This is a genomic window from Brevibacillus brevis, from assembly GCF_900637055.1.
Taxonomy (GTDB): Bacteria; Bacillota; Bacilli; order Brevibacillales; family Brevibacillaceae; genus Brevibacillus; species Brevibacillus brevis.
This window is the reverse complement of sequence record NZ_LR134338.1, coordinates 1,978,148-1,994,801: the sequence shown is the minus strand read 5'-3', so window position 1 is coordinate 1,994,801 and position 16,654 is coordinate 1,978,148. Positions and strand designations below refer to the sequence as shown.

The 16,654-nt window shown below is 47.7% G+C and carries 2 protein-coding genes (1 of these 2 only partly in view); both read right to left on the bottom strand.

Annotation, left to right across the window (positions count from 1 at the left end; translation table 11 throughout):
- Nucleotides 1-8,414 carry the 5' portion of an SDR family NAD(P)-dependent oxidoreductase gene (locus tag EL268_RS10200; protein WP_106653684.1) on the bottom strand. Its footprint begins 3,532 nt before the window's first position, so only the first 8,414 of its 11,946 coding nucleotides appear in the window; it begins with the start codon at nucleotides 8,412-8,414; the stop codon falls past the left edge of the window.
- Nucleotides 8,411-16,654, bottom strand: a complete 8,244-nt coding sequence (locus EL268_RS10195) for an SDR family NAD(P)-dependent oxidoreductase (protein WP_106653685.1) — start codon at nucleotides 16,652-16,654, stop codon at nucleotides 8,411-8,413. Before EL268_RS10195 ends, EL268_RS10200 begins: the two co-directional genes overlap by 4 nt.

Genomic DNA, 16,654 nt, shown 5'->3' with positions numbered 1-16,654 from the left:
TCGCGAGTCACGCCCGCACTGTGAATGATCCCGTGAAGATCGCCAAACTCGGATTGAATACCTTGGATCAAATCCTCCACGGCCTGTTTCTGCGTGACATCCACTTGGCGATATTCGACTCTGGTCCCGTTGTCCGCAAGCTTGCGAAGCTTTGCTTGCTTCTCCTCAGTCAGCTCAGAGCGTCCCGTCAGAATCAAGGTGATGCCACGGGCTTTCTCCGCCATTTCTTCGGCAAAAATAAGTCCCAAGCCACCTGCTCCGCCTGTGATCAGGTAAATCCCGTTGTCTTTCCACGGCATGCTTGCTTCATCCTGTGGAACTGCAACTTCACTCCATCCCGCCATATATCTTTTCCCGAACTGATAGCGAATCTGGCTGTCGGTTGGGCAAAGACTGTTTGCTTTCAGCTTCTCCGCCAATCCCGCTGAATCTCCGGTTGAATCGATTTGGATTAACTGTCCGATTACTTTCGGGTTTTCGATCTGTGCCGTTTTCAACAGACCCGCAATTCCAGCGAACAGCCGTTGTTCCGATTGGAGAGGAGTAACGATCTGAATCAGGACCTTCCCCTTTGGCTTTGCTTGAAGAAGGGCTTTTATTTCTTCAAATGCCTGAACAGCATACGCTTGGAATCGTTCCGCTATGCCTTGCTGATCGGATTGCAACACTAGGAATTTCGCACCGTTTATCTGAGATGAAATGCTTTCCCATGAAATATGACCGAGTTCGCAGAGCATCACTACATGCTGTTCATATTCAGGAGCTTCGGTTTCCTTAGGAATGGCTTGTTCGATCCAAGCAGGCTGCAGCATCAACGTACTAGTGATTTTGCTTGATTCCCCTGTACTTTTGCTGCCTTTTGCAGCTCCAGCAGCTTTTTCACCTTCGAGCACCCTTGTTGTGAATCCCTTCATACTTACACAAACCTTGCCTTGCTCATCACACAAATCAATGTCGAGCTTCTGCACTTTTTGTGTAGCGGCATTGCCGTCACTGTAGCGAACCAAAGCCCATACAACCGTTGTAGAAGCACTGTAAATGTTCAATTGCTCCAAGGCAAAAGGCAGGGACGGCTGAAGGTCGGCAGTGCCCATCATGAAACCAAGCGATCCCTGTAATGCGGCGTCCATGATACTCGGATGGAGGACAAATTTTCCTGCTGTATCCGAAACGGAAGAAGGCAAGATCAGCTTTGCCAGCACTTGGTCTGGCCCGACAAACAGCTTCTCAATTCCTTGGTGTGATGGACCGTATGCCAGTCCTATCCCACGAAGCGTTTCGTAGCATTGGCTATTGCTATAACTATTCGCTGTGCACTGTGCTTGAATGGCAGAAAGGTCGAGCGTTGGCGCTTTCATAGCTGATCGTAGTACTGCTCTTCCCTGGCTATGTACTACTAGATTCTCCTCGGCTTCTCTTGGCTGGCTGTAGATTTCAAAAGCGATTTCACCATTTTCTTCCGGATATAGTCCCGTGTGTACTTGGATCGGTGCATCTTCGACAATAACTGGTTTCGCCCACACAATATTTTTCAATTGAATCGCTGACTGGTTATCAGGTCGGACACCTGCTGCCAAATCCACAGCCACTCGTGCCATCTCCAGATAAGCTACCCCAGGCAAAACCTTTTGCCCCTTCACGACATGATCTCTTAGGAAAAACTCCTGCCCTGTAAACGTCGAACTGTGCCGTTGTTCCGAAAGGGTAGACGTATTTTGATGCAGCATGGGATGCAGGGTAGCCAGTGCTCCTGCTGCGGTAAAACCATCGGCTTGTGACTCCATCTTTGGCAGCCAATAACGCTCTCTTGCAAAAGGATAAGCAGGCAAGCTGATTCGACGAGGCTTCGTATCCCCGTAGAGCTTGTTCCAGTCAAAAATCAGTCCCTGTACCCACATCTGCAAAATCTTTGCGTATTTCCCTTTGGTGATCCATGTATCGATTGCCTGTTGCAAATCCTCATCTGCTGCGAAAACATCCATCGTTTCTTTATTCCGCTTTACCTGACCCGTAAACAGGTCTTGTCTATCATCCTCATCTTCCAGATAACCCGTTAGCTTTGCTTCCAACTCGGAGATCGACTTGACGATCACAGCGAGCCGCTCTTCCATCGCCTCACGTCCTACTTGGAGCGTGTAGGCAATCTCTGCTAGATCGTTGTCCGTCAGCACTTGCTCCCGAATAGCAGACAACAACTGCTGCACCTGCTCCCGAAGACGGTCTTTATTCTTCGCTGACAATACGATGACAGCTGGATGTTTTGCCGAGATGCGGATTTGTGGGCGGTGTTCCTCTTCGAAGTATTCTTCAATGACGAGATGAGCATTTGCTCCTCCCGCTCCAAAGGAGGATATTCCCGCAATCCTTGGATATTCTCTCGTTACCCCATTGATTTCAATCACCGGTCGCTTCCATTCCGCCAGCTCTTGCTGTACCACAAATGGAGTCTTGCTGAAATCAATGTTTGGATTCAGTGTGCGGGAATGCAGGGACGGAACTAGCCTCTTGTATTTCATTTGCAGCAATATCTTGGTCAACCCTGCAATCCCTGCCGCACTCTCCCCATGCCCGATATTTGACTTGGCCGAACCAATCGCGCAGAACTGATTCTCCTTCGTGTATTCCTGAAAAGTCTTCGTCAATCCGGCAATTTCAATAGGGTCCCCCAAGGAAGTTCCTGTACCATGTGCCTCTATATAGCTGACCGTTCTCGGATGAATTCCTGCTTCTTCAAAAGCCCGGCGAATCACCCTTGATTGAGCATGAGGATTGGGAACCGTATACCCGTTCGTTTTTCCACCATGATTAATGGCGCTTCCTTTGATCACGCCATAGATGTGGTCTCCATCAGCGATTGCTCTTGCCAGAGGTTTGAGCAATACCGCTCCAACCCCTTCGCCAGGTACATATCCGTCGCCGCCTTCCCCAAAGCTTTCGCATCGTCCTTTGCTGGAGGCGAACTTGCCCTGCGACAAATACAGATATTTGTTTGGATGTATAGAAACATTCACACCACCTGCGATCGCAACCTCACATTCTCCGCGCTGCAAGCTGTGACACGCCAAATGGATTCCCGTCAACGAAGAAGAGCACATCGTATCGACCGCCATGCTCGGACCGTGAAAATTGCAAAAATAGGAGACGCGATTAGCGATGGAAGCTGGACTTCCCGCAATCGTAAGCGCTCTGCCCAACGCCTGTTCAGCGGACGCATAGAGCTGGTATTCCTCGTACATAACGCCTACGTAAACACCGACATTGCCTCCCAAGCCTTCGTGCTTGCCAAGAGCATCGCGCGTATACCCTGCATCCTCTATCGTTTCATAGACGCACTGCAAAAATAACCGCTCCTGCGGGTCCATCAGTTCTGCTTCCCGTGGGGAGATATGGAAGAACAACGGATCAAATTGATCGACACCGGCTATGAAGCCACCCCATTTGGAATACGACTTACCAATCTTGTCCTTCGCTTCATCAAAGTACAGACTGTGATCCCAACGCTCTTTTGGTATTTCGGTAATACAATCCTTGCCGTCGCGCAGATTTTTCCAAAAGTCTTGTATATTCCGTGCTTGCGGATAGCGTCCAGAAACACCAATAATGGCAATGTCCAACGCTCCATTTTGTCGTTGGGTTTCCATGCGCAGGGATGCGAATCGTTGAGACTTGCGTTTTTTGCTCCTGCGCTCTGACTGTACTGTCCTCTCGTCCACAATCGTTGCTTCTGGTTCTTGCGTGAGGGGGGCTTCCGCATTTTCCCCCATCCCCAGGATGCGCATCAGGCTTTCACGGTAGTTTTCAAGGAAATACCCTGTTAATTCTTTTATCGTTTGGTATTCAAAAAATAGCGTTTTTGGTAACGAGCCAAATCGCTTTTCCAACTCCTTGGTCATCTGCATCGCCACAATGGAATCGACACCGTATTTTTCCAACGAGGCTTCTGCTTCCATTTTATTGGCTGGCAATTTGATGACGGAGGAAAGCAGTTTTTTAAAATAATGGGTTGCCTGTTCCATCAGTGAGGAGGAATCCAAGGCCTTCTCCTCTTCGAAAGTAACGGAAGCTTTTGGCGCTTCTGCTCCTGATCCAACAGATTCATTTGCGATCTTGCGCGTAGAAAAGCCCTTCATCCGTACCTGGACATTTCCGTTCTCGTCACACAAGTCGATATCAAACTTCTCCACTTTATCTCCAGCTTTATGGCCCTCACTGTAACGAATGAGGGCCCACATAGAAGCGGAGCAAGCACCTACGATCTCCAATTCCTCAATAGCAAAGGGAAGGATCAGCGCAAAATCACTGGTTGCCATCATCAAGCCCAGCGACGACTGTAGGGCTGCGTCGAGCAGACTCGGATGCAGACCAAATTGTCCTTGGGTCTTCGCCACGGAAGAAGGCAGAGACAGCTTCGCCAGCACCTGCCCCTGACCGATCAAAATTTGCTCGATCCCACGATGTGCAGGCCCATAGTCGACTCCCATCTTTTTGAAAGCCTCATAGCATTGTTCAGCGCTGAGTGTGCTTTGGTTGCACTGTTCCTGCAATGCGGTGAGATCGAGAGGTGAAATATTTGGAATGGAACACAACACGGCACTTCCCTGACTGTGTACAATCTCCGCCCTTTGCTCCTGGTCTTGCATGCTATCGCTATAAATTTCAAAAACAATCTCACCATTCGCCTCAGGATAGAGTTCGATATGTGCCTGAACGGGCTCTGACCCAACAGCCAACGGTTGAGTCCAGACCATATTTTTGAAACGAAGTCCTTCCTGTTCTTGCTCCGAACCAAGCCCTCCCGTCGCCAGCTCTATCGCTGCCCGTGCCATCTCCAGATAAGCCGCACTTGGCAAGACACGTTTTCCTTTGATGACATGGTCACTCAGGAAAAACTCCTGTCCCGTAAACGTGGAGCTAAACCGTTGCTCCAAGAAATCGGATGTATTTTGGTGCAAGAAAGGATGAATCGAACCCACTCCTGCGCTGCTGCCAACAGACTTGGCTTCGATCCAGTAAGATTCCTTGGCAAAAGGATACGTCGGCAAACTGATACGATTCGGTTGCTCTTCCTGATAAAGCTTGTTCCAATCGATAGGTAAGCCCTTCACCCACAGATCGAGAAGCTTGCTGTATTTACCGCGTTCCATCCATCTCGCAATCGTTTCTTCTAATTCATCATCGGACGTCAGAATATCCAGCATTTCCTGATTTCGGTTTACCTGACCACGATACAAATCAGCAATATGCTCTTGCCCTTCTACATAAGCGGTTAGTTTTTGTTGCAACTCCTCCATAGAGCCAGCAAGGACAGCAAGACGCTCTTCCATGGCTACACGTCCTACCTGAAGCGTGTACGCCATGTCGGCTAAGTTCGCATCGGATAAGGAGTGTTCTTGGATAAAGGCTACCAACTGCTCTGCTTTCTCATACAACCTCTCCGTATTCTTTGCTGACAAAACAAGAATAGCCGGATTCTGAGGTGTAATCTTCCTACTGGATTGCTGTTGCTCTTCCGGAATATATTCTTCTATAATCACGTGGGCATTGCTTCCCCCTGCACCAAACGAGGAAATCCCTGCAATGCGTGGATATTCATTGGTTGTGCCATTGAGCTCAACGATCGGTCGTTTCCATTCCGCCAACTCTTGCTGAACCACAAACGGAGTCTTGCTAAAATCAATATTGGGATTGAGCGTACTGGAATGTAAGGATGGCACTAATTGCGCGTGCTTCAGCTGCAATAATATTTTCGTTACGCCAGCAATCCCTGCCGCACTCTCACAATGTCCAATATTCGACTTCGCTGATCCCAATGCACAGAACTGTTTGTCCTGTGTGTCTTTTTCAAAGGCGCGAGTAAGTCCAGCAACCTCGATCGGGTCTCCCAGCTCCGTTCCTGTTCCGTGTGCTTCCAGGTAACTGACCGTTCTTGCATGTACGTTGGCACGTTGCAAGGCATCTGCCACTAACTGCGCCTGCGCCTGCGGATTCGGGACGGTATAGCCATTCGTTTTCCCACCGGCATTCATCATGCTTCCTTTGATGACTCCATAAATATGGTCGCCATCAGCAATCGCCTTATCCAAAGGCTTTAAGACGATTGCGCCCACACCCTCTCCATCCACAAAGCCATCCGCTTGATCGCCGAAGGACTTGCATTGATTCGTAGGAGAGAGCATCGTCAAAGCTGACAATTTCATATAGTGGACGGGATCGACAATGAGATTGACTCCCCCTGCGATTGCACACTCGCTTGTACCGCTGTACAAGCTCTCCAAGGCTAAATGAATCGCTGTGAGCGAAGCGGAGCAAGCCGTATCCACCGCCACACTCGGACCTTGGAAGTTTAATAGATAAGAGAGTCGATTCGCGATCGACCAATAAGTGGCTCCCGTCGGATAATTGCCATTCATCACGCCGACAAAAACGCCTACTTTTCTGCTTTCACACAGAGTTGTAGGCGTATATCCAGCGTCCTCGATACTCGCATAGGCTTCTTGTAAAAATAACCGTTCTTGCGGGTCCATCTCCTCGGCTTCTTTTGGAGAGATTTGAAAAAATAAGGGATCGAATTTATCCATATCATCGATAAATCCGCCCCATTTTGTATACATAGCTTCCTTTTTGCCTTTTTCCTCGTCAAAATAGTTCTTCCAATCCCAGCGATCCTTAGGGATTTCTGAAATGCAGTTTTTCCCCTCTTTTAAACGCTTCCAGAATTCTTCCACATTTTTCGCCTGCGGATAGCGCCCGGAAAGACCGATGATCGCCACATCCCGCACCACAGATGAAGGCGAATCGGCTTCCTTGCTCTCTTGTTCCCGAACGGATAAAAAGCGTCTCGTTTTTCTCACAGGAAGATCGGTGCACGCTGATGAAGCAGAGGCGGTCATTTCCACATTCTCTATCTCGTTCTGGGATGTTTCGTCAACTGCTTCTTGTGCTTCTAATCCTATTACCTTGATCAATGCTTCCTTTTGCGTCTCTATGAGATGCTCTATCAAGGCATCAATCGTTTGATACTCGAAAAATATCGTACTGCTCATATTTGCAAAATCTTTGCGAAGCGAATTGGTCAATTGCACAACCAGAATCGAATCAATCCCATATTGCTCTAATGGCGCAGATGATTTAATTTGATGGGTCGGTATTCTAAGTGTTTCACCAATTAGTCTTTTGATATAAGCCGTGCTTTTCTCGCGAAGCAATTCCTCGGTGACTCTGCCTGACTTTTTCGCTGGTGTTGTGCGTACAGGCACTTGTTTTTTGACTGGCATCGCCTTCAACTTTTCGGTTTGCTTTTTTACAGGCGAATACGCAACTGTAACCGAAGACTGCCTCGGCTTACTGCTGCGGCGAATAACCCCATCGCTTTCCGCCACAATAATCTGTTGGCATAAATCCAGATGCTCTTCTGCTGGCAAGAAAACAGATCGGTATCCTGCCTTCTTCAACACCTTTTGCCATGTTTCAACCGTTAACAAAGGGCAGCCAGGAATACGCCATTCTGGATCATCATAGCGCCACCAACCATCCAGCAAGCCAAACGTCAAGTGAGCAAACAAGGTATTGCTTGTCAACTCATTCAGAATCAGCAAGCCATTTTTCTGCAAAGCAGTTTTGGCGTGGAGCAAGGTTTGGCTAATATTTTTTGTCGCATGCAATACGTTTGTGGCAATCACCAGATCATAGGTGTCCGCAGCGATCCCCTGTTCCTCAACAGGTTTTTCCACGTTAAAAATCCGATACGTGAGATATGGATTTTCGGCTCCGTATTCCTTTTCGGCGTGAAGTAAAAAGGCTTGCGAAAGATCGGTATAACAATATTCCTCGATATGCTTCTGAAAGGGTTTTAACCTTGGCAGTACAATCGCACTCGTTCCACCTGTACCCGCCCCGATTTCCAAAATTCGAATCCGTGCAGAAGCATCTTGCTCCGTACGCTGCTTCACGTAGGTAACAATCGTATTGGCGAGCACTTCGTTAAAGTAGTCCGCAACCTCGTTGTGTTTATAAATCCCTTCCACCAATTCCATCGAGGAATTAGGGAACATGATCTCTGTAGCTGGAATCTTTCCTAGCAAAATCTCTGGCAGTACACGCATGGTTGCCTCTACCAGAATCACCTGAGCTTTACTATTCGGGCCGTTGAGCCATGCAGTTTTTTCTTCGTCCCATTTTTTCCATGCTGTATCGAGATCGATAGGAGTGGCATCGTTTGCGATGAGTGACTCTCCATCGTACGCAAGATATTGGTTTTGCACGAGAACGGCTATACTTTCTTCCAGCCATTTTCCATACCTGTCATGCAATTTGGCTTTGAGTTCTGCTATTGTCTGTTTTTTTACCGTGAACAGCCCGATTGACTGTAGTTGACCATAGAGTAGTTCACTGAGAAGCTTATCCATTGTATTCATTTATAAGCCTCCATTTCAGATTGTCTGCGTTGAGACGAAAACTCTAGTTTGGGCATATCATTCTTTACACTTTCGATATGTGATACCAGTTTTTCAGGATAGATGTGAATCGATTTATCCGGATTTATCGTAAGCATAGCCTGTGATTTCGTTGTTTTCACCAACGCGACTTGATTCATCGGTCCAGCAAGCAGGCTTTCCAAGGCCGCCATCGCTTCGCGAGGTTCTATAGAGCCTAGTCCTGCCTGTGCCATCCTCTCCTGATAGTCCTTGGTAGCAACAATGCCTACGTTCGCCCAGTATCCCCAATTCATCACCTTCACTGCACTAAGGCTATGCAACGAAAGCTGGTGTGCGAATATATCTTTAAACGTACAACCTGACGCATAATTGCTTTGTCCAGGCGACTTGGTAAATGAATTGATCGACGAGAAGAACATGACAAAATCCAACGGCTCCCGATCAAATACTTGCGCAATCCGCACGCTTACATCTACCTTTGCCGAAAGTCCGGCACGGAAGCGCTCTTCATCCATATTCGCGAGGCTTTTGTCTAGCAGGACAATCGCGGAATGAATGACTCCGTTCACTTGTTTGTATCGCTTTTTGATCTCTTCATAGGCAAAATACAAGGACTTGCGATTCGTTGCATCCGCTGCAATATAGACAGGAGCAGGTCCAAGCTTAGCAAGCCGATCCACTTTGGCTTGAATCTCTGCATTCTTTTCTCGGCGTCCAATCCAGATGATTTGCGCTTGATACGTGCTGATCATGTATTCGCTCCAGACTTCGCCAATACCGCCAGCACCTCCAATCACAACATAGACTCCCCCCTGCCTGTAGGAAGCCTGTTCCCATTGCGGTTGACGCAATGGAATCAATTCCTGGCGATACCATTTCCCTCCGCGATAAACGGATGCATTCCCCTCAGCATCTGGCGGAAGTGTGAAAACTTCTTCCATTGGCCAAGCACGACCAGCTTCCAGATCAACAAGCCGAATACGCCAGTTCGTATATTCTTTTGCCATCGAACCGACTAAACCATAAAGACTGGCATGAATAGGGTTGACCACATCATTTGGATGAATCGGTTGGGTCTGGAAGGTTACGAGACTCCATCCTAGCTCCTTGGTATCGTAGCCCAGCTTGAGCAGGGCTTTTAGCAAGCGAAACACATGAAATACACCGCGCTCCTGCTCGATGATGAGTGCCTCTTCTGCCAGGTATTCCAAATCAATCCACGGCGCGATCCAGATGATATGATCAATCGAACCAACCTGCGCAAGCTTCACCGCTATTTCATCTATACTTTCTGCGGGCGTAATCTCCATAACAGATGCCTGAGGATAGCGTTGTTGAACAAGGCTTCGGTTCTCGTCATCTGCACAAACAATCAGAATACGATCGCTTCCAAGTGGGCTTTCCGAACGACGGTCCATTGCAGCCTCTTCCCATACAGGGCTCAGCAGCATGGTTCCAATCAGCGATTCGCTTGCGGTGTCAACTGGCGCTTTTGTTGCTGTACGATCGGTTTGAATCTCTCTTTCCAGTACCCGAGATGTGAATCCCTTCATTCGTACACAAATCGTTCCTGTGTCGTCACAGAGATCCATATCGTATTTTTCTACCTTATCCCCTGCTTGGCTGCCGTCGCTGTAGCGCACGTATGCCCACATCTCAGAGGTGCACGGTCTGATGATTTCAATCTCCTCCAGAGCAAAAGGCATCACTGGCTTGCGTTTTCCCATACTATCCGACGACATCACGTGGCGGGAAGAGAGTGTCAACTCCACAGATGCCTGCAAAGCTGAATCCATCAAGCTTGGATGCAAGACAAACTGTTCCTCTGAGCCGGTGACCGATAACGGTAGAACCAGCTTTGCCAAGACTTGTCCAGGCCCGACATATACCTTGTCTATTCCTTTATGTCCGAATCCATAATCAATCTGAATCGCTTTGAAGAACTCATAAAATTCCTCGGATAAAATCACATGCTCGCTGCACTGCTCTTGCAAAACGGGCAAATCAAGCATTTGCAACTCCGAAAGAGGAGAAAGCACAGCATTTCCTTGACTGTGTACCACGATCTCGGAATCACTGCCCTCTATCTCACTATAGATTTGGTAAGATACCTCACCATCTTCTTCAAGAACGAGACCCGTATGTACCTGAACAGGATTATCGCCTACAACAATCGGACGAGCCCATACAACATTTTGTAGTGTAATCGCCGTATCCCCGTGGACTCTCTCTCCTACAGCCTGCTCCATCGCGGTTCTTGCCATCTCAAGATAGGCAACTCCCGGTAACACCCGCTGCCCTTTGACTACGTGATCCGCCAAGAAAAACTCTTCTCCCGTGAAGGTGGAGCTAAACCGTTGCTCGGAGAAAGTAGAAGTGTTCTGATGTAACATCGGATGGATCACGGACGTTGTGGTGTTTTTTGCCGCTACCCTTGCATTTGCTTTTGTTTCACTATCAAGTACCCAATGGCGTTCCTTGGCAAAAGGATACGTGGGAAGTGAAATACGAGAATACTGATCGTTTGCAAACAGCTTGTCGTAATCCAATCCATATCCCTGCACAAACAATTCCGCGATTACAGACAGCTGTTCCAAATATTCGTTCGCCTGACTCGTTGCATGCAGATTCTCGATGCTTTGATTTCCGTAACGTTTCAATGCGGTTTGTTCACGATGATCTTTTTCATGTAACTCGGAAACAAAAGCCTGAGATGCTTTTCCTGTTTCCAGCCACTTTTTCAAAAGCTGGACAAGCTCGGCTGTATGTTGAACAATGCAAGAGAAGCGGTGATGGAAATGCTTTCTGCCTACTAACAGCGTATAGCTGATATTTCCACAATCCGTCTCCGGTGCTTTTTCACAAAACGACAGCAATTGGGCAACCTGTTGACGCAACTGTTCAAAAGTACGCGCCGACAGCACAAGCAAATAGCCCGGCTTTTTCGCATGACTCCGCTCAACCTGAGGCGCCTCTTCGATTACCATATGCGCATTTGTACCGCTGGCTCCAAAGGAACTGATCGCAGCGCAACGTTTGGCTTGCGGCTCCACTGACCATTCCTTCAGGCTTGTATTGACATAAAAGGGGCTGCCTTCAAACGTAATGTTGGCGTTCCCTTCTTCAAAATGCAGGGATGGCGCTATTTGTTTGTGTTTTAATGACAAAAGGATTTTGATGACCCCTGCAACGCCTGCTGCGATCTGGGTATGACCTATATTCGTTTTGATCGATCCAATCGCACAAAATTCTTTTTTATCCGTATAGGCTCGAAAAGCGCGAGTCAGCGCTTGATACTCAATCGGATCTCCCAGCTTGGTCCCTGTTCCGTGAGCCTCGACCATCGTAATTTGCTCAGGATTGATGTCGAATGTATCGTAGACATGGCGTTCCAAACGCTCCTGAGATTTCGCACTCGGCGCAGTAATCCCATTCGTCGTCCCATCCTGATTGATTCCCGAGCCTCGAATGACACCATAAATATGGTCTCCGCAAGCGATCGCTTCCGAGAGACGTTTCAATACAACGACACCAGCGCCTTCCCCCGTCGCAAAGCCATCTGCACGCTCATCAAACGTATGGCAGCGTCCTGTCGGTGACAGCATACCTGCTCGCTTGGCATGCAAATAGAATCCCGGCGTAGATTGAATGAAGACCCCACCTGCCAATGCCATATCGACCTCGCCTGTCCGCAAGGCTTGGCACGCCATATGAATCGCCACCAAGGAACTGGAGCAAGCAGTATCAATCGTGACGGCAGGCCCCTGCAAGTCCAGATGATAAGCAACCCGAGCAGGAACAATGGACTCCATATTTCCCCAGAAGGCTTGGGCAGGAGGATTCTCTCCCACGAGACGATCGTAATCACCTTTGGCGCATCCTGCGTAGACGCCGCATTGGATTCCTTGCACGCCTTGACCCGCATAGCCAGCATCCTCCAACGCCTTCCAGGATTCCTCCAAAAAGAAGCGTTGCTGCGGGTCCATATAGTCAGCTTCCAGACCGGAGATGTTGAAAAAAAGCGGATCAAACAAGTCAATATTTTCTACAAGCCCGCCGTATTGATAGCCCTCTGCATCGTCCAGGCCGTACGCTGATAAATCCCAGCGAGTCACTTTCGTAAGCAAATCCGAACCGTTTACTAAGTGATCCCATAAATCGTCAGCGTTGTCAGATGAGGCAAACGTACCGCTCATTCCAATAATCGCAATGGGTTCAGTGAGGAACGAAGCTTTTTCTGACACGCTTACTTTTTCCTCTGAAAGCACAGGAGCTGCTTGAATGAATGGCTCGCTCTGAATCGCAGAGACGGAATCTTCACGCTGCTCGGATAGACTGCTCTCCTGCCCTAGTGCTTGAACAATGACTTCTTTGTACGCAGACAAAATATAGCTTGTAAGTTGATTTACCGTACTATAATCAAAAAGAATCGTCGTCTCTATTTCAATCGTCAATGCTTGATTGATCTCTTGAACCAATCTAACGCCAAGAATGGAATCCAATCCATAGTCTCTGAATGCGTCATCCACATCGATCGAATCGACATCGACTTCCAATGCGGTGACCAGCTTTTCAATAATCATATCCTTCACATAATCCGTCACCTTCTGCTCGGTCACCACAGATTGGCTTGGAATGTTTTGGGGTGCTGGCTGCGAAGAGACTTTCCCTTCTGCTTTTCCCTGCTGTACAGTCTCTCGCGCGATAGGCGATACAGTCGTACCGACACGCACATCAGAGTGAAGGACGCCATCGCTTTTTCCAATGACAATCTGTTGTCCCAAATCATGAGCTTCCCGAGCTGGAAAAGAGATCGTGTGAAATCCTTCATTCTCCAGCACCGTTTGCCAGCTTGTCGGAGTTAAGGCAGGAGAACCAGGAATACGTACGTCCGTATCTTCAGACAGCCACCAGCCCTCCAACAGACCAAAGGTCAGATGTAGGAACAAGGAATTACTGCTAATCTCATTTAAAAGAACCAAACCGTTTTCTCGCAAAACAGCTTTGGTATGGCGCAAAGTTTTGCGAATATCTTTGGTGGCATGCAACACGTTAGCCGCAATCACCAAATCGTAATAGCCCGCTCGAACTCCTTGCTCAGCAAAAGGCGCTTCCACATTAAAAATCTGATAGGTCAGATACGGAAAGTGCGGTCCATATTCTTTTTGTGCGAACATCAAAAATGCTTTGGAGATGTCGGTATAGCAATATTCTTCAATAAGCTCCTGGTAAGGCTTCAGCTTTTCAAAGACAAACGTGCTCGTTCCGCCCGTCCCCGCACCAATCTCTATGATGCGAATTTTTGCAGAAGGATCTTTTTTCAAGCGTTCTTCCACATAGGTTGCGACTGTTTCCGCTAGCACTTCATTGTAATGGTCTGCCACCGGGTTATTTTTATAAATATGTTGCACCAATTCCATTGAAGAGCCTGGAAACATGACATCCGTAGCAAGTCGCTTGCCTGTTACAATGTGCGGCAGAGATTTCATCGTAGCTTCCAGCAATCTGATCCGCGCTTCCAGATTGGCATCTTCTCGCCATGCCACCTTACGTCGATCCCATTCTTCCCATACAGCTTCTACCTCGATCAAAGTCGGATCGACCACCAGGCATTGCTCTCCATCATAGCCAACGAGATAACCATGACGAGTGAACATCGCCATACTTTCTTCCATCCATTTTTCATAGCGGTGATGGAAGCCTGTTTTTGCCTTGAGGTCGGCGACATTCACACTCTTGTCCGTAAACCAACCGATGGACTGCATTTGCCCCCATAACAGCTTGCAAAGAAGCTCGTCCATCTCCTTCCACAATTCGGGGTGAGTATTGGGCAAACGATCCTGTCTCTTGGTTTTGGGCAGCCAATAGCGTTCCCCTCCAAATGGATAGGCTGGCAAAGGCACCCGGGTGTATCTGCCGTTTTTATAGAAGGAACGCCAATCCAGCTTGTAGCCTTTTACAAATAAATCGGCAAGCGTTGACAGCTTCTCTTTACTCATATGAGTGGGTAGCGAACGGTTCTCTGCTACCTCTGCCATTAATTTTTCTCCAAACTCTTTCAAGCTCTTGTCTAGTCTTACGGAATCCGTTTCATACTGGACAAAATAATCAGCAGCTGTACCCGTTTCTTTGACTTCCGCGATTTTTTGCCGTAATTCATCTGCGTCCTTGGCAATAAATATGCAACGGTGCGAGAAATGACTTCTCCCTGTGAACAAGGTATAGGAAATATCTTGTTCGTGAAAACGTCCCGCTTCTTTTTCTAACCATTGAGACATTTCATCCATTTTTTGCGTGAGAGCTGACTCGCTCTTGGCTGAAAACGGGAACAAGTAGTAAGCTCCTGCTTGCTGATTGCTTGGTTTCGGTTGTACCATCGGCGCTTCTTCCATAATCAAATGACAATTGGTTCCGTTCGATCCTAAAGCGCTCACACCCGCTCTTCGCGGAGTGGCATCACTGGTATTCCATTCGATGAGCTCGGTATTGATGAAAAAGGGACTTGCGTTCAATTTGATATGCTTATTGACTTCCTTGACGCTGATCGTCGGAGCGATCTTTTTATATTTCATCGCCATGACAACTTTAAACAGACTCGCCAGTCCCGATGTCATCGTGGTATGACCGATATTGGGCTTATGTGTGCCAATCGCGCAAAATTGTGTTTTATCCGTAAACGAACGAAATGCTTCCATCAATGCCTTCACTTCAATAGGGTCACCCAGCTGTGTTCCTGTCCCGTGCGTTTCGATATAGCTGATCGTCTCCGGATCAACCCCTGCATTTTGATAAGCATCGATAATCAATTCTTTTTGGGCAAGCATGCTCGGTGCGGTAATCCCGTTTGATTTTCCCGTCTGATTCATGGTCGAGCCCTTGATGACCGCATAAATATGGTCGCCATCTTCCATCGCTTGCACAACTGGCTTCAGTACGACTGCTCCAACGCCTTCTCCAAACACCATGCCATTTGCATCATTGTCAAAGGCGTTGCATGTTCCATCGGGTGAGACCACGCCCATTTTCGAGGACATCACAAAAAATTCGGGAGAGCTGTGAATCGCCACTCCGCCTGCAAGAGCCATTTCGGTTTCTCCCCTGCGAAGACTGTCGCAGGCTAAATGAATGGCTACCAAAGCAGAAGAACAAGCTGTATCTACAGCAAGACTGGGTCCCTTGAGATTTAAAAAATAGGAGAGCCTTGCCCCTAACATCGACATTTCATTGCCTAGCATCGTTTGTGAAGAGATACCTTCGGCCAACACGGATTTCTCTTTGTAGTCTGATTGGCGTCCCCCGACAAACACACCTACTTTTCTCCCCGATAACTGTTCAACAGAGTATCCGCTATCTTCAAAAGCTTTATAGGATTCTTGCAGGAATAACCTTTGTTGAGGGTCCATATTTTTTGCTTCATCAGGCGAAATATTGAAAAAGGATGCATCAAATTGATCAATGTCCTTGAGAAGACCGCCGTAATATTGTTTCGCTTCCCAACCACTGCGCGTTATTGCCTCGATACAACTGTCGCCAGACGCAAGATGCTCCCAAAACTCTTCCACTGAATCCGAGCCAGCAAATCTGCCTGCTATTCCAATGATCGCGATATCCGAGTGGCGAATAACAGTAGGCGGGATTTGGCTATCATCTGCTGCCATCTCTGTTGCAAATTGCAGAGAGATATATTCAGCCAGCTCACCCACCTCTGGATAATCAAAAATAACTTCTACGCCAAGATTAATCTCCAAGTCAGCATTGACCGCTTCTATTAATTCGACCGCCAACACAGAATTAATGCCCAGCTCTATGAAGCTTTTATCGAAACTCAAGGTTTCCACAGGTGTATCCAATAGCTGAGCAATGATTGTACCTATCTTGCTCGCAATCGCTGGTGAACCGTTCCCAGCCTGGGTACGATCTGTTGTTGGAGAAGCGATTTCCTGTAGCGTTTCATTCCCACTTGCTGGCTGATATTTTTCGAAAATGTGCGTGGCTAGTTGCTTGGTATTCTCATGATCAAAAACGACCTCAATCCCTAAGTCAATGCCTAGCTTCCCGTTAATCATCTCTACCATTTCGACTGACAATACCGAACTGATACCTAATTCCACAAAGCTTTTATCGAAATCCAAGGGATTCGTCGTATCTTTTAATAAGTCGGTCATTACTTCTTTCACTACGGTTTCTATATCATGAAATGAATGAAAAAGTACCTTCAT

Coding starts and splice junctions, on each gene's coding strand:
- EL268_RS10195 (WP_106653685.1), bottom strand. CDS start 16,654: ATGAAGGTACTTTTTCATTCATTTCATGATATAGAAACCGTAGTGAAA.